Origin of the sequence: Limnobacter sp. (assembly GCF_036405155.1) — a bacterium.
Lineage (GTDB): Bacteria > Pseudomonadota > Gammaproteobacteria > Burkholderiales > Burkholderiaceae_B > Limnobacter.
On sequence record NZ_DASWYD010000008.1, the window covers coordinates 1 to 15590 of the forward strand.

Consider the following 15590-nt stretch of genomic DNA (forward strand, 5'->3'; position numbering starts at 1 on the left):
GAGATGGTGTTGCCTGGTGACAACGTGTCCATCAACGTGGAGCTGATTGCGCCAATCGCGATGGAAGAAGGTCTGCGCTTTGCGATCCGTGAAGGCGGTCGCACAGTGGGCGCCGGCGTGGTTGCCAAGATTACGAAGTAATCTCTTTAGGGCAATAGCTCAACTGGCAGAGCGTCGGTCTCCAAAACCGAAGGTTGGGGGTTCGATTCCCTCTTGCCCTGCCAAATTTGGTAGGAGTGTCGCCGCTGAATAACATCAGCGGCGGCTTACATTTAAAAACATGGCGCAAAACGACATCCAAACGGTCTCCACCGGCAAAGACAAAGCTTTGCTGGCCCTCTCCATCGTCTTCGCGATTGGTGGCGCGGTGGCCTATCAAGTTTTTTCTGCACAAGACTTCTTCGTCCGTCTGGGTGTGGTGGTGTTGGGTGTTGGTCTTGCTGTGGCCTGTTTTTTGATGTCTCAAACCGGCAAGCAGTTTGCGGCATTTGCCAAAGACGCCGTGAGCGAAGCCAAGCGAGTGGTTTGGCCCACGCGCAAAGAAGGCATGCAGATGACCGCCGTGGTGTTTGGCTTCGTGCTCATCATGGCGATTTATTTGCTTGCGGTCGATAAAACGCTCGAGTGGTTGTTTTACGACGTGATTTTGGGATGGACAACATAATGGCAAAACGCTGGTACGTCGTGCACGCCTACTCGGGACTCGAGAAAAGCGTTCAGCGAGCCTTGCAGGAGCGCATCGATCGCTCCGAAATTTCCGATTTGTTTGGTCAAATCCTGGTTCCCTCTGAGGAAGTGGTTGAAATCAAGGGTGGTCAAAAATCCATTTCCGAGCGTCGCTTTTTTCCGGGCTATGTGCTGGTTGAAATGGAAATGACCGACGACTCCTGGCACTTGGTGAAAAACACACCCAAAGTGACTGGTTTTGTGGGTGGTGTGGGCAACCGCCCAACACCGATTTCCCAAAAGGAAGTCGACAAAATCATGCAGCAGATGCAGGAAGGTGCTGAGAAGCCCCGTCCCAAGGTGCTGTTTGAAGTGGGCGAAATGGTGCGGGTCAAAGAAGGCCCGTTTGCCGACTTCAATGGCAACGTTGAAGAAGTGAATTACGAGAAGAGCAAGCTGCGTGTGTCGGTGACCATTTTTGGTCGGGCCACGCCGGTTGAGTTGGATTTCCACCAGGTCGAGAAAGTTTGAGAGAAGCCCTTTGGGGCATCCTTTCGCTTGTAAGCCGGGTTTTGGTTTTTAAGGCCGCCTGTTTTCATTGCTGGCAGGGCAAACGGTCAAGTAAGCAAGACGAGGAGCAACTTCGGTTGCGTTTGAACTCACGGAGAAACAAAGATGGCCAAGAAAATCATCGGCTTCATCAAGCTGCAAGTGCCAGCGGGTAAAGCCAACCCCTCACCCCCCATCGGTCCAGCGCTGGGTCAGCGCGGTCTGAACATCATGGAATTCTGCAAGGCCTTCAATGCCCAAACCCAAGGTTTGGAACCCGGCCTGCCAATTCCCGTGGTGATCACTGCGTTTGCGGACAAGTCTTTCACGTTCATCATGAAGACCCCGCCCGCAACCACCCTGATCAAGAAAGCAGCCAAGATCACGAAGGGTTCGCCACGTCCGCACATGGACAAGGTCGGCAGCATCACTCGTGCTCAAGCTGAAGAAATCGCCAAAACAAAAATGCCCGACCTGACAGCCGCCGATCTTGAAGCTGCTGTTCGCACCGTGGCTGGTTCTGCCCGCAGCATGGGCATCGTGGTAGAGGGTCTGTAACATGGCAAAATTGTCCAAGCGCCAACAAGCGATCCGCGCCAAGATTGATCGCAATTCTGTATACCCCGTTGACCAGGCGCTGAGCCTGATCAAGGAAACCGCCACTGCCAAATTTGATGAGTCCGTTGACGCGGCCATTCAGTTGGGCATTGACGCACGCAAATCCGACCAGCTGGTTCGTGGCTCCGTGGTATTGCCTGCCGGTACTGGTAAAACAGTTCGCGTTGCTGTGTTTGCTCAAGGTGCAAAGGCTGAAGAAGCCAAAGCCGCTGGTGCAGACATCGTCGGCATGGAAGACCTGGCTGCCGAAGTAAAAGCCGGCAACATGAATTTCGACGTGGTGATTGCATCGCCCGACACCATGCGCATCGTGGGTACGCTGGGTCAAATCCTGGGTCCCCGTGGTTTGATGCCAAACCCCAAAGTGGGTACTGTAACGCCCGATGTGGCCACGGCTGTTAAAAATGCCAAGGCCGGTCAGGTCCAGTACCGCACCGACAAGGCCGGTATCATTCACTGCACCATTGGTCGTGCGTCCTTCAATGTAGACCAGCTCAAGTCCAACCTGAGCGCGCTGGTGGAAGCTTTGAACAAATCCAAGCCAGCCTCGTCCAAGGGCATTTACCTGAGAAAAATTGCCGTATCCAGCACCATGGGTGGTGGCGTACGCGTTGACCAAGCCTCCGTGCTGGGTCAATAAGAAACTTTGGGCTGTGCCGGGTTCCTCCAAGCAACCCGGCCTAGTCGTCAAAGACCGTTGGAAGCAATGCCCGCAGTATTGGGGTGGCGTTTTAAAAAACCATCCAACCGAGATGGCGGTCCCGAAGAAAAGTAATGAATGTTAGTTCAAAGCTTGATTTCGGTCGCCTGTTTTAACAGTGCAATAAGCGCTTCTTTTTGGAGAAAGACCGTGGCCTTAAATCGCCAAGAAAAAGCAGCCGTGATTGAAGAGGTATCCGCCGAGCTGGTGAATGCCCAAGCCATCGTGGTTGCTGAATATCGTGGTCTGTCTGTAGAAAGTGTGACGCAGCTTCGTAAAGAAGCTCGCGCAGCAGGTGTTTATCTGCGTGTTTTGAAAAACACATTGGCCCGCCGTGCCGTTGTTGGAACGCCTTTCGAGGCATTGTCCGACAAAATGGCCGGCCCGCTGATTTACGGGATCAGTGCTGACCCCGTTGCAGCAGCCAAAGTGTTGGTCAATTTTGCCAAAAGCAACGACAAACTCGTTCTCACCGCCGGTGCAATGCCCGGTCAGGTGATGGACGCCAATGGTGTGAAGGCCCTGGCCACCATGCCAAGTCGTGAAGAGCTTCTGTCGAAATTGCTGGGCACCATGCAAGCCCCCATCGCTCAGTTTGTTCGCACCCTCAACGAAGTGCCTACAAAATTTGTGCGTGGTCTGGCTGCAGTGCGTGACCAGAAAGACTCGCAAGCTGCATAACATTTTTCAAGATAGCCGAATCAAACTTTTTACTGGAGAAATACCATGGCAACTAAAGCCGAAATCCTCGACGCCATCGCTGGCATGACCGTACTCGAACTGTCCGAACTGATCAAAGAAATGGAAGAGAAGTTTGGCGTTTCTGCCGCTGCTGCAGCTGTTGCTGTTGCTGCTGCGCCTGCTGCTGGTGGCGGTGCCGCTGCTGCAGAAGAAAAAACTGAATTCGACGTGGTTCTGACAGCCGCTGGCGAAAGCAAAGTAAACGTGATCAAGGTTGTGCGTGCAATCACCGGTCTGGGCCTGAAAGAAGCCAAGGACCTGGTAGACGGCGCACCCAAGAACGTGAAAGAAGGCGTTTCCAAAGCTGAAGCCGCTGACATCAAGAAGCAACTCGAAGAAGCTGGTGCCAAAGTCGACGTTAAATAATGTCGATTTTCGCAAATGCCCGGGGGTTTTCGCCTCCGGGCTTTTTGCGCTTGAAGTTCTGGTTTGTGATTTGAATCAACCCGACTGAGTTGGTTAAGCCATGTGCATCCACCTGCCCATCGCTTAATCCGCTCGACATCAGGACAGAAAATATGTCTTACTCTGCCACCGAGAAAAAACGCATACGCAAAAGCTTTGCGAAACGGCCTCCAGTTTTGGATGTTCCGTACCTTCTCACCACTCAACTTGACTCTTACACCGAGTTTCTGCAATTGGGCACGCCCATTGAGAACCGGGCAGACAAGGGGCTTCAGGCTGCATTCCAGTCTGTATTCCCCATCGTGTCGCACAATGGCTACGCCCGACTGGAGTTTGTCCAGTACGCACTGGGCGAACCCGCCTTTGACGTCAAGGAGTGTCAGCAGCGTGGTCTGACCTTCTGTTCCCCACTGCGCGCACGCGTGCGCCTGGTGCTGCTGGACCGCGAAGCCAGCAAGCCCACTGTGAAGGAAGTCAAAGAGCAAGAGGTCTACATGGGCGAACTGCCCCTGATGACCCGCAACGGCTCATTCGTGATCAACGGCACCGAGCGCGTGATCGTGTCTCAGTTGCACCGGTCTCCCGGTGTGTTTTTCGAACACGACCGCGGCAAAACCCACAGCTCCGGCAAACTGCTGTTCTCGGCTCGCATCATTCCTTACCGCGGTTCTTGGCTCGATTTTGAATTCGACCCCAAAGATGTTCTGTACTTCCGCGTAGACCGTCGCCGGAAAATGCCCGTGACCATCCTGCTGAAAGCCATCGGGATGAACAACGAGCAGATCCTGTCCACCTTCTTTGAATTCGATCAGTTCGAAATCAAGTCGGAAGGCGCACTGATGGACGTGGTGACCAGCCGCCTGAAGGGTGAAGTGGCCAAGTTCGACATCGTGGACAAGGCCGGCAAAGTGCTGGTTCAAAAGGACAAGCGCATCAACGCCAAAAACATCCGTGACATCGAAGCCGCGGGTCTGACCAAGATTTCCGTTCCGGAAGAGTTTCTGATTGGGCGCACGCTGGCCAAAAACATCATCGACCCGAGCACCGGTGAAGTGGTGGCCAACGCCAACGACGAAATCACCGAAGAAACCATGGGCAAAATCCGCGATGCGGGTGTGAAGTCCATTGAGACCATTTTCACCAACGAGTTGGACCAGGGGCCTTACATTTCCCAGACCCTGCGCACTGACGAAACGGTGGACCAAACCGCTGCCCGTGTGGCCATCTACCGCATGATGCGCCCTGGCGAGCCGCCCACGGAAGAAGCCGTGGAAATGCTGTTCAATCGCCTGTTCTACAGCGAAGACTCCTACGACTTGTCCCGCGTGGGTCGCATGAAGTTCAACCGCCGTGTGGGCCGTCCTGAAGTGGAAGGCCCCATGGTGCTGACCAACGACGACATTCTGGCAGTGATCAAGATTCTGGTGGATCTGCGCAATGGTCGCGGCGAAATCGATGACATCGACCACCTGGGTAACCGCCGCGTGCGTTGTGTGGGCGAGTTGGCTGAAAACCAATTCCGTGCTGGCTTGGTGCGTGTTGAGCGTGCCGTGAAGGAACGTCTGGGCCAAGCTGAGGCAGAAAACCTCATGCCGCACGACCTGATCAATTCCAAGCCGATTTCTGCGGCCATCAAGGAATTCTTCGGTTCATCGCAGTTGTCCCAGTTCATGGACCAGACCAACCCCTTGTCCGAGATCACGCACAAACGCCGTGTGTCCGCACTGGGCCCTGGTGGTCTGACCCGCGAACGCGCAGGCTTCGAGGTTCGAGACGTACACACCACCCACTATGGCCGTGTGTGCCCGATCGAAACACCGGAAGGTCCGAACATTGGTTTGATCAACTCCATGGCGATGTTTGCCCGCCTGAACGAATACGGTTTCCTCGAAACCCCGTATCGCAAGGTGGAGAACAGCGTGGTGACCGACGAGATCGTTTACCTGTCCGCCATTGAAGAAGGCCGCTATGTCATCGCTCAGGCCAACGCTGAAGTTGACGAGAAAAAGCGCTTGGTCGGTGACCTCGTGTCTTGCCGGGTGGCCGGTGAATTTGAATTGATGGATCCATCGGGCGTGCAGTTGATGGACGTTGCGCCAGGCCAAATCGTGTCGGTCGCTGCCTCCCTGATTCCGTTCCTGGAACACGACGATGCGAACCGTGCGTTGATGGGCGCCAACATGCAGCGTCAGGCCGTGCCCTGTCTGCGTCCCGAAAAGCCATTTGCCGGTACCGGCATTGAGCGTACCGTGGCGGTTGACTCTGGCACCGTGATCACGGCTGACCACGGTGGTGTGGTCGACTACGTGGATGCAAACCGCATTGTGGTCCGCGTGAATGACGACGAAGTGGAACCCGGTTCCGTTGGTGTCGACATTTACAACCTGATCAAATACACCCGTTCCAACCAAAACACCAACATCAACCAGCGTCCCATTGTGAATCGCGGCGACATCATCGCCCGTGGCGACGTGATTGCCGACGGTGCCTCCACGGACCTGGGTGAATTGGCCTTGGGCCAAAACATGTTGGTCGCGTTCATGCCCTGGAACGGCTACAACTTCGAAGACTCCATCCTGATTTCCGAGCGCGTGGTGGCCGAAGATCGCTACACCTCCATCCACATCGAAGAATTGTCGGTGGTGGCTCGTGATACGAAACTGGGTTCCGAAGAAATCACCCGCGACATTTCCAACCTGTCTGAAGCGCAACTGACCCGTCTGGACGACTCCGGCATTGTGTACATCGGTGCAGAAGTCCAGGCTGGCGATGTGCTGGTCGGCAAGGTCACGCCCAAAGGTGAAACCCAGCTGACCCCGGAAGAAAAATTGCTGCGTGCCATTTTCGGTGAAAAAGCGTCGGACGTGAAAGACACTTCCCTGCGCGTGCCGTCCGGCATGACAGGCACGGTGATCGATGTCCAGGTGTTCACCCGCGAAGGCATCGTTCGCGACAAGCGCGCCCAGTCCATCATCGACGACGAACTCAAGCGTTACCGTCTGGACCTGAACGACCAGATGCGCATTGTTGAGGCGGACACCTTCAGCCGTATTGAGCGTTTCCTGGTGGGCAAGGTCGCCAATGGTGGACCTGGCAAGTTGGCCAAGGGCACCAAGATTGCTGCGGACTATCTGGCCGAGGTGGACCGTCACCATTGGTTCGACATTCGCCTGGCCGATGAAGAAGCCGCCAATCAGCTGGAAACCCTGAAGAAGTCTATTGAAGACAAGCGTCACCAGTTTGATCTGGCCTTCGAAGAGAAGCGCAAGAAGCTGACCCAAGGCGACGAGCTGCCCCCAGGCGTGTTGAAGATGGTCAAGGTTTACCTGGCTGTCAAACGCCGTTTGCAGCCCGGTGACAAGATGGCCGGTCGTCACGGTAACAAGGGTGTGGTCTCCAAGATTGTGCCGGTGGAAGACCTGCCGCACATGGCCGATGGTCGCCCCGTTGACATCGTGTTGAACCCGCTGGGTGTGCCATCCCGTATGAACGTGGGTCAAATTCTGGAAACCCACCTGGGTTGGGCCGGCAAGGGCATTGGTGATCGAATCGGCGAAATGCTGCAGCAACAAAACGCTGTGGCCCGCCTGCGCGAATACCTGGCCAAGGTGTACAACAGCACAGGTACCCCAGTGGACCTCGATTCCATGACCGATGATGAAATCATCAACATGGGCAAGAACCTGTCCAAGGGCATGCCGTTTGCAACCCCCGTGTTTGACGGCGCCAACGAGAAAGACATTCTCGACATGCTGGAACTGGCTTACCCAAGTGACGACCCCCGCATGCAGGCCCTGGGCTTTAATGATCACAAAACCCAGATCACCCTGTTTGACGGTCGCACCGGCGACGCCTTCGACCGCAAGGTCACTGTGGGCTACATGCACGTGCTGAAGCTGCACCACTTGGTGGATGACAAGATGCACGCCCGTTCTACCGGACCATACTCGCTGGTGACTCAGCAGCCATTGGGTGGTAAGGCCCAGTTCGGTGGTCAGCGTTTCGGTGAAATGGAAGTGTGGGCCTTGGAAGCCTATGGCGCATCGTATGTGCTGCAGGAAATGTTGACCGTGAAGTCCGATGACGTGAACGGTCGAACCAAGGTGTACGAAAATCTGGTCAAGGGTGATCACACCATTGATGCCGGCATGCCGGAATCTTTCAACGTGTTGGTGAAAGAAATCCGCTCACTGGGCATTGATATTGATCTGGACCGTTTCTGATCGGTCGCGACGGAGGTATATAGATGAAAGCATTATTAGATCTGTTCAAGCAGGTCCAGCAGGACGAGCAATTCGACGCCATCAAAATCGCGATTGCTTCCCCTGACAAAATCCGTTCGTGGTCTTTCGGTGAAGTCAAAAAGCCCGAAACCATCAACTACCGCACGTTCAAGCCCGAGCGCGATGGTCTGTTTTGCGCCAAGATTTTTGGCCCAATCAAGGACTATGAGTGCTTGTGTGGCAAGTACAAACGCCTGAAGCACCGCGGTGTGATCTGCGAAAAGTGCGGCGTTGAAGTGACCCTGGCCAAAGTGCGCCGCGAGCGCATGGGCCACATTGACCTGGCATCGCCTGTTGCGCACATCTGGTTCCTGAAGTCCCTGCCGTCCCGGTTGGGCATGGTGCTGGACATGACCCTGCGTGACATCGAGCGCGTGTTGTACTTCGAAGGTTTTGTGGTGGTAGAGCCCGGCATGACACCGCTGAAGCGCGCCCAACTGCTGACCGAAGAAGACTACCTTGCCAAGCAGGAAGAGTATGGCGATGACTTCGTGGCTCACATGGGCGCCGAAGGCATTCGTGAACTGCTGAAGTCCATCGACATCGACCGCGAAGTGAACACCCTGCGCGATGAACTGGCTGCTACAAGTTCTGAGGCGAAAATCAAGAAAATCGCCAAGCGCCTGAAGGTTCTGGAAGGTTTCCAAAAGTCTGGCATCAAGCCCGAGTGGATGATTCTGGAAGTGCTGCCTGTGCTGCCGCCCGAATTGCGTCCGCTGGTGCCGCTGGACGGCGGTCGCTTTGCGACATCCGACCTGAACGACCTGTACCGCCGCGTGATCAACCGGAACAACCGCTTGAAGCGTTTGCTCGAACTGAACGCACCGGACATCATCGTGCGCAACGAGAAGCGCATGTTGCAGGAAGCGGTCGATTCTCTGCTGGACAACGGTCGTCGCGGTAAGGCCATGACCGGCGCCAACAAGCGCCCATTGAAGTCGCTGGCCGACATGATCAAGGGCAAGGGCGGTCGTTTCCGTCAAAACTTGCTGGGCAAACGCGTGGACTACTCCGGTCGCTCCGTGATTGTGGTGGGTCCACAGCTCAAACTGCACCAGTGCGGTTTGCCCAAGCTGATGGCGCTGGAACTGTTCAAGCCCTTCATTTTCAACCGCCTTGAGGTGATGGGCATTGCAACCACCATCAAGCAGGCCAAGAAGTTCGTTGAAAACCAGGAACCCATTGTGTGGGACATTCTGGAAGAAGTGATTCGCGAACATCCCGTGATGCTGAACCGTGCACCCACATTGCACCGGTTGGGTATTCAAGCGTTCGAGCCTGTGCTGATTGAAGGCAAGGCTATTCAATTGCACCCGCTGGTGTGTGCAGCATTCAACGCCGACTTCGACGGTGACCAGATGGCCGTTCACGTGCCCCTGTCGCTGGAAGCCCAGATTGAAGCCCGCACGCTCATGCTGGCCTCCAACAACGTGCTGTTCCCTGCCAACGGCGATCCCTCGATCGTGCCGTCGCAGGACATCGTGTTGGGTCTGTATTACACCACCCGCGACAAGGTCAACGGCAAGAACGAAGGTTTGGTGTTCGCCGATGTTGGCGAAGTCAACCGCGCCTACGACAACAAGGAAGTGGAACTGGCCACCCGCATCACCGTGCGAATCAATGAATTCGTGGTGAACAAGGAAACCGGTGAAAAGACAGCCAAGCGCACACGTTACGACACCACAGTTGGCCGTGCCTTGCTGTCCGAAATTCTGCCCCCAGGGCTGCCATTCTCCTTCATCGATCGTCCGTTGAAGAAGAAAGAAATTTCCCGCTTGATCAACGCGTCCTTCCGCCGTTGTGGTCTGCGCGAAACCGTGATTTTCGCGGACAAGCTGATGCAGTTCGGTTTCCGCATGGCGACCCGCGGTGGTATTTCCATCGCCATGGGCGACATGGTGGTGCCAGCGCAGAAGCAGACTATTATTGCGGCTGCTGAAGCTGAAGTGAAGGAAATTCAAGCGCAATACACATCGGGTCTGGTGACCCAAGGCGAACGCTACAACAAGGTGGTGGACATTTGGGGCCGTGCAGGCGACCAGGTGGGCAAGGCCATGATGGAGCAACTCGCGACCGAGCCAGTCATCGACCGCAATGGCAAAGAAGTTCGTCAGGAATCCTTCAACGCCATTTACATGATGGCCGACTCCGGTGCCCGTGGTTCTGCTGCGCAGATCCGTCAGCTGGCCGGTATGCGAGGCCTGATGGCCAAGCCAGATGGCTCCATCATTGAAACACCGATCATCGCGAACTTCCGCGAAGGCCTGAACGTGTTGCAGTACTTCATTTCAACCCACGGCGCCCGTAAGGGTCTGGCTGATACGGCGTTGAAAACTGCGAACTCGGGTTACCTGACCCGCCGTCTGGTCGATGTGACACAGGACTTGGTGGTGGTTGAAGACGATTGCGGCACCTCCAACGGTGTGGCCATGAAGGCCCTGGTGGAAGGTGGTGAGGTGATTGAAGCCCTGCGCGACCGCATTTTGGGCCGCGTCACTGTGGCGGATGTGGTCAATCCTGAAACCCAGGAAACCGTGTTCGAGACCGGCAAGTTGCTGGACGAAGACGCCGTAGAACTCATCGACCAACTGGGCATCGACGAAGTGCGTGTCCGCACACCGTTGTCTTGCGACACCCGCTATGGCCTGTGTGCCAAGTGTTACGGTCGAGACCTTGGCCGCGGCACGCTGGTGAACAACGGCGAAGCCGTCGGCGTGATTGCTGCCCAGTCCATCGGTGAACCCGGTACCCAGCTGACCATGCGTACATTCCACATCGGTGGTGCGGCTTCCCGCGCTGCCGTGGTGTCCAGCATCGAAGCCAAGTCGAACGGTATCATCCGTTTTACTGCGACCATGCGTTACATCACCAACGGCAAGCGCGAGCAGATCGTGATTTCCCGTTCTGGTGAAGTGCTGATCACCGACGATTTCGGTCGTGAGCGCGAGCGTCACAAGGTGCCCTACGGTGCCACATTGTCCGTGTTGGACGGCAACCAGGTCAAAGCCGGTACATTGCTGGCCACTTGGGACCCTCTGACCCGTCCGATCGTGACCGAATACGGTGGCAAGATCAAATTCGAGAACATCGAAGAAGGCGCCACTGTTGCCAAACAGATCGACGACGTGACTGGTTTGTCCACATTGGTGGTGATCGACGCCAAGCGCCGTACAGCCACTGGCAAAGGTGAGCGTCCGCAGGTGAAATTGCTCGACCCGGCCGGCAATGAAGTAAAAATTGCAGGCACCGACCACTCCGTGAACATCAGCTTCCCGGTAGGCGCCTTGATTACTGTTCGCGATGGTCAAGACGTGTCTGTGGGCGAAATTCTGGCGCGTATTCCGCAGGAAAGCCAGAAGACCCGTGACATTACCGGTGGTCTGCCCCGTGTGGCTGAATTGTTCGAAGCCCGTTCCCCGAAAGACGCCGGCATGTTGGCTGAAGTCACTGGTACGGTCTCCTTCGGCAAGGACACCAAGGGCAAGCAGCGTCTGGTGATTACCGACCTGGACGGCGTGTCCCACGAGTTCCTGATTCCCAAAGACAAGCATGTGCTGGTGCACGACGGTCAAGTGGTGAACAAGGGTGAATCGATTGTGGACGGCCCGGCCGATCCGCATGACATTCTGCGCCTCTTGGGCATCGAAGCCCTGGCCCGCTACATCGTGGACGAAGTGCAGGACGTGTACCGTTTGCAAGGTGTGAAGATCAACGACAAGCACATTGAAGTGATTGTTCGACAGATGCTGCGCCGTGTGGTGGTGGACGATGCCGGCGAAACCGGGTTTATTCCCGGTGAGCAGGTTGAGCGTTCCGAATTGTTGGATGCAAACGACAAAATGCGTGCCGAAAACAAGCGGGAAGCCACCTACCAAAACATCCTGTTGGGTATTACCAAGGCCTCCTTGTCCACCGATTCGTTCATTTCCGCGGCTTCCTTCCAGGAAACAACCCGCGTGCTGACCGAAGCGGCCATCATGGGCAAGCGCGACGATCTGCGCGGTCTGAAGGAAAACGTGATCGTCGGTCGACTGATTCCAGCGGGCACAGGCCTGGCCTATCACAAGGCCCGCAAGGACAAGGAAAGCCGCGAGGCCGAGGAACTTCGCATGCTGGAAGCCGAGCAGGATCCACGTGCACAGGCCGAAGCACTGTTCAACATGCCTGCAGCCGAGGGCTCTGACGAAAGCTAAGTCCTTGAGCAGGCAACAATTCGGGGTTTGAAATAAGCCCCCTTAAAGATTGACCCGCGGTTGTATTTTGGAATACAATCGCGGGCTCAAATGGCTGCGGGTTCGCCCGTAGCCCTTTTGTTTTTTCTAAACCGGAACTGGAACTATGCCAACCATCAATCAACTTGTGCGGAAGCCCCGCACCAGTGTGACTGCGAAAAGCAAAAGCCCCGCACTGGAGAATTGCCCCCAGAAGCGCGGTGTTTGCACACGTGTTTACACAACCACTCCAAAAAAACCAAACTCCGCGCTGCGTAAGGTTGCCAAGGTGCGCCTGACCAACGGCTTCGAAGTGATTTCCTACATCGGTGGTGAAGGCCACAACCTGCAGGAACACTCCGTGGTGCTGATCCGCGGCGGCCGTGTAAAAGACTTGCCCGGTGTGCGTTACCACATCGTTCGCGGTTCTCTGGACCTGCAGGGCGTTAAAGATCGCAAACAGGCGCGCTCCAAGTACGGTAGCAAGCGTCCAAAAGCTGGTGGCGGCGCCAAGAAGTAATGTCTGTGTTTCACACAGGCGTCACCGCCCCGCTTTAACATCCACCGCATTCCGTGCGGCCCACATGGGTGGGTCGAGTAAGCAGATGCAATAGTGGGCTTTTGAGCCCGCGCTGAAGATAAAGGAATAGAAAATGCCACGTCGTCGCGAAGTGCAGCGCAGAGAAGTGCTGCCAGATCCAAAATTTCAAAGCACCGAAGTAGCCAAATTCATGAACGTCATCATGTTGTCTGGCAAGAAAGCGGTTGCTGAGCGCATTGTGTATGGTGCTTTTGACAGCATCTCCACCAAGGCCGGCAAAGATCCCCTCGAAGTATTCAACTCAGCCATCAACAATGTGAAACCCGTTGTTGAAGTGAAGTCCCGCCGTGTGGGCGGTGCGAACTACCAAGTTCCGGTGGAAGTTCGTCCCTCCCGTCGTCTGGCGCTGGCCATGCGTTGGGTACGTGAAGCCGCCAAGAAGCGCAGTGAAAAGTCGATGGATCTGCGTCTGGCCGGTGAACTGTTGGAAGCTGCAGAAGGCCGTGGTGGCGCGATGAAGAAGCGCGATGAAGTACACCGCATGGCTGAAGCCAACAAGGCATTCTCGCATTTCCGATTCTAAATTTCTCTGGAGTAGCAAATGGCTCGTAAGACGCCCATTGAGCGATATCGCAACATTGGTATTTCGGCGCACATTGACGCCGGAAAGACCACCACGACCGAACGTATTCTTTACTACACCGGCGTAAACCACAAAATCGGTGAAGTGCACGACGGTGCGGCCACCATGGACTGGATGGAGCAAGAGCAGGAGCGTGGTATTACCATCACGTCCGCTGCAACCACTTGCTTCTGGAAGGGCATGGACATGAACTTCGCCGAACACCGTTTCAACATCATCGACACCCCCGGGCACGTGGACTTCACCATCGAAGTAGAGCGTTCCATGCGTGTTCTGGACGGTGCTTGCATGGTGTATTGCGCGGTGGGTGGCGTTCAGCCCCAGTCCGAAACCGTGTGGCGTCAGGCCAACAAGTACAAAGTGCCCCGTTTGGCCTTTGTGAACAAGATGGACCGCACCGGTGCCAACTTCTTCAAGGTTTATGACCAGATGAAGCTGCGCCTGCGCGCCAATCCAGTGCCCATCGTGATCCCCATCGGCGCCGAAGACAACTTCGAAGGCGTGGTTGACCTGATCAAGATGAAAGCGATCATTTGGGACGAAGCCTCTCAGGGCATGAAGTTCGAATACCGTGACATCCCTGCGCACCTGCAGGCCGATGCCACCAAATGGCGCAGTGAAATGGTTGAGGCCGCTGCAGAAGCGTCCGAAGACCTGATGAACAAGTACCTGGAAGAAGGCGACCTGTCCGAAGACGAGATCAAGCTCGGTCTGCGCACGCGCACCATCTCCACCGAAATCCAGCCCATGCTGTGCGGCACCGCGTTCAAGAACAAAGGTGTGCAGCGCATGCTGGACGCCGTGATTGAATTCCTGCCATCACCCGTGGACATTCCACCCGTATCCGGCATGGACGAAGACGAGCAGCCCGTGTCCCGTCAAGCCAGCGACGAAGAGAAGCTGTCCGCCTTGGCGTTCAAGCTGATGACCGACCCATTCGTGGGCCAGTTGACCTTCGTTCGTGTGTACTCCGGTGTGCTCAACAAGGGCGACTCCGTGTACAACCCGGTTAAGGGCAAGAAAGAGCGTATTGGCCGTATCGTTCAGATGCACGCCAACAACCGCCAGGAAGTGGAAGAAATTCGTGCGGGCGACATCGCCGCTTGCGTGGGTTTGAAAGAAGTGACCACTGGTGAAACCCTGTGTGATCCTTCCGCCATCATCACCTTGGAGCGCATGGTGTTCCCCGAGCCTGTGATTGCACAGGCCGTTGAACCCAAAACCAAGGCTGACCAGGAAAAGATGGGTATCGCACTGGGTCGTCTGGCTGCAGAAGACCCCTCTTTCCGTGTACGCACTGACGAAGAATCCGGTCAGACGATCATCGCCGGTATGGGCGAGTTGCACCTGGAAATCATTATTGACCGCATGAAGCGCGAATTCGGTGTGGAAGCCAACGTGGGCAAACCACAGGTGGCTTACCGCGAAACCATCCGCAATTCCGTTAAGGAAGTGGAAGGCAAGTTCGTTCGCCAGTCGGGTGGTCGTGGTCAGTACGGTCACGTGGTGCTGCGCGTTGAGCCCAACGAAGCTGGCAAGGGCTTTGAGTTCCTGGACGAAATCAAGGGCGGTGTGGTTCCTCGCGAATACATCCCAGCGGTTCAAAAGGGTATTGAAGAATCCCTGTCCAACGGCGTACTGGCTGGTTACCCAGTGGTCGACGTGAAAGTGGCATTGCACTTCGGTTCATACCACGACGTGGACTCCAACGAACAAGCGTTCAAGATTGCTGCCTCCATGGGTTTCAAGGAAGGTATGCGTCGTGCCAGCCCAGTTCTGCTGGAACCCATGATGGCCGTGGAAGTTGAAACACCTGAAGATTACGCCGGTACCGTGATGGGCGATTTGTCCTCACGTCGTGGTGTGGTTCAGGGCATGGACGACATGGTGGGCGGTGGCAAGGCGATCAAAGCCGAAGTGCCATTGGCCGAAATGTTTGGTTACGCCACAACACTGCGTTCGCTGACGCAGGGTCGCGCAACTTACACCATGGAATTCAAGCACTATTCCGAAGCGCCCAAGAACGTTGCAGACGCTGTGATCAGCGCCCGCGCCAAGTAATTGACATTTAAAGAATCGAGAGGTATTTGCAATGGCAAAAGAAAAGTTTGAGCGTAAGAAGCCGCACGTAAACGTTGGAACGATTGGTCACGTGGACCATGGCAAGACGACACTGACAGCGGCGATCACAACCGTGTTGGCGCGCCTGATTGGTGGAGAAGCCAAGGGTTAC

Annotated in this window: 12 protein-coding genes, 1 tRNA gene and 1 pseudogene; all 14 read left to right on the forward strand. The window is 55.7% G+C overall.

Annotation, left to right across the window (positions count from 1 at the left end):
* Window positions 1-141: pseudogene (tuf, locus tag VGE55_RS14075) on the forward strand (elongation factor Tu); the annotation flags it as partial.
* 7 nt (window positions 142-148) lie between these two features.
* A tRNA-Trp gene (locus VGE55_RS14080) sits at window positions 149-224 on the forward strand.
* A gap of 56 nt (window positions 225-280) precedes the next feature.
* On the forward strand, window positions 281-664 hold the full coding sequence (gene secE / locus VGE55_RS14085; protein WP_331132316.1) for a preprotein translocase subunit SecE: 384 nt from the start codon (window positions 281-283) through the stop codon (window positions 662-664).
* Window positions 664-1197 (forward strand): transcription termination/antitermination protein NusG, encoded by a 534-nt coding sequence (nusG, locus tag VGE55_RS14090; RefSeq protein WP_331132317.1) that lies wholly within the window; start codon window positions 664-666, stop codon window positions 1195-1197. The genes secE and nusG overlap by 1 nt, the downstream gene beginning before the upstream one ends.
* A 144-nt stretch (window positions 1198-1341) precedes the next feature.
* Window positions 1342-1773, forward strand: a complete 432-nt coding sequence (gene rplK, locus VGE55_RS14095) for a 50S ribosomal protein L11 (protein ID WP_256763047.1) — start codon at window positions 1342-1344, stop codon at window positions 1771-1773.
* A gap of 1 nt (window position 1774) precedes the next feature.
* Entirely contained in the window at window positions 1775-2473 is a 699-nt protein-coding gene (gene rplA / locus VGE55_RS14100) for a 50S ribosomal protein L1 (RefSeq protein ID WP_256763046.1), read from the forward strand.
* Between the two features lie 210 nt (window positions 2474-2683).
* The gene (rplJ, locus tag VGE55_RS14105; RefSeq protein WP_256763045.1) at window positions 2684-3214 is read left to right on the forward strand and encodes a 50S ribosomal protein L10; all 531 of its coding nucleotides are present in this window, start codon (window positions 2684-2686) and stop codon (window positions 3212-3214) included.
* A gap of 45 nt (window positions 3215-3259) precedes the next feature.
* The gene (gene rplL, locus VGE55_RS14110; protein ID WP_256763043.1) at window positions 3260-3640 is read left to right on the forward strand and encodes a 50S ribosomal protein L7/L12; all 381 of its coding nucleotides are present in this window, start codon (window positions 3260-3262) and stop codon (window positions 3638-3640) included.
* A 152-nt stretch (window positions 3641-3792) separates the two neighbouring features.
* On the forward strand, window positions 3793-7902 hold the full coding sequence (gene rpoB / locus VGE55_RS14115) for a DNA-directed RNA polymerase subunit beta (protein ID WP_331132318.1): 4110 nt from the start codon (window positions 3793-3795) through the stop codon (window positions 7900-7902).
* A 23-nt stretch (window positions 7903-7925) separates the two neighbouring features.
* On the forward strand, window positions 7926-12155 hold the full coding sequence (gene rpoC, locus VGE55_RS14120) for a DNA-directed RNA polymerase subunit beta' (protein WP_331132319.1): 4230 nt from the start codon (window positions 7926-7928) through the stop codon (window positions 12153-12155).
* A 145-nt stretch (window positions 12156-12300) separates the two neighbouring features.
* A complete protein-coding gene (rpsL, locus tag VGE55_RS14125; RefSeq protein ID WP_256763040.1) occupies window positions 12301-12693 on the forward strand; it encodes a 30S ribosomal protein S12 in 393 nt (130 codons plus the stop codon).
* 133 nt (window positions 12694-12826) lie between these two features.
* Window positions 12827-13297, forward strand: coding sequence for a 30S ribosomal protein S7 (gene rpsG, locus VGE55_RS14130; protein WP_256763039.1), 471 nt, complete (start codon window positions 12827-12829; stop codon window positions 13295-13297).
* 18 nt (window positions 13298-13315) lie between these two features.
* A complete protein-coding gene (gene fusA / locus VGE55_RS14135; protein ID WP_256763038.1) occupies window positions 13316-15418 on the forward strand; it encodes an elongation factor G in 2103 nt (700 codons plus the stop codon).
* A gap of 31 nt (window positions 15419-15449) precedes the next feature.
* Window positions 15450-15590: GTP-binding protein (locus VGE55_RS14140; RefSeq protein WP_331132320.1), on the forward strand; the 141-nt coding region annotated here is incomplete at its 3' end.

Excerpts from the sequence above, each read along its gene's own strand:
- secE (WP_331132316.1), top strand. The coding sequence starts at position 281 with ATGGCGCAAAACGACATCCAAACGGTCTCCACCGGCAAAGACAAAGCT.
- rpsL (WP_256763040.1), top strand. The coding sequence starts at position 12,301 with ATGCCAACCATCAATCAACTTGTGCGGAAGCCCCGCACCAGTGTGACT.
- rpsG (WP_256763039.1), top strand. The coding sequence starts at position 12,827 with ATGCCACGTCGTCGCGAAGTGCAGCGCAGAGAAGTGCTGCCAGATCCA.
- nusG (WP_331132317.1), top strand. The coding sequence starts at position 664 with ATGGCAAAACGCTGGTACGTCGTGCACGCCTACTCGGGACTCGAGAAA.
- rplA (WP_256763046.1), top strand. The coding sequence starts at position 1,775 with ATGGCAAAATTGTCCAAGCGCCAACAAGCGATCCGCGCCAAGATTGAT.
- fusA (WP_256763038.1), top strand. The coding sequence starts at position 13,316 with ATGGCTCGTAAGACGCCCATTGAGCGATATCGCAACATTGGTATTTCG.
- rplL (WP_256763043.1), top strand. The coding sequence starts at position 3,260 with ATGGCAACTAAAGCCGAAATCCTCGACGCCATCGCTGGCATGACCGTA.
- rpoC (WP_331132319.1), top strand. The coding sequence starts at position 7,926 with ATGAAAGCATTATTAGATCTGTTCAAGCAGGTCCAGCAGGACGAGCAA.
- rpoB (WP_331132318.1), top strand. The coding sequence starts at position 3,793 with ATGTCTTACTCTGCCACCGAGAAAAAACGCATACGCAAAAGCTTTGCG.
- rplK (WP_256763047.1), top strand. The coding sequence starts at position 1,342 with ATGGCCAAGAAAATCATCGGCTTCATCAAGCTGCAAGTGCCAGCGGGT.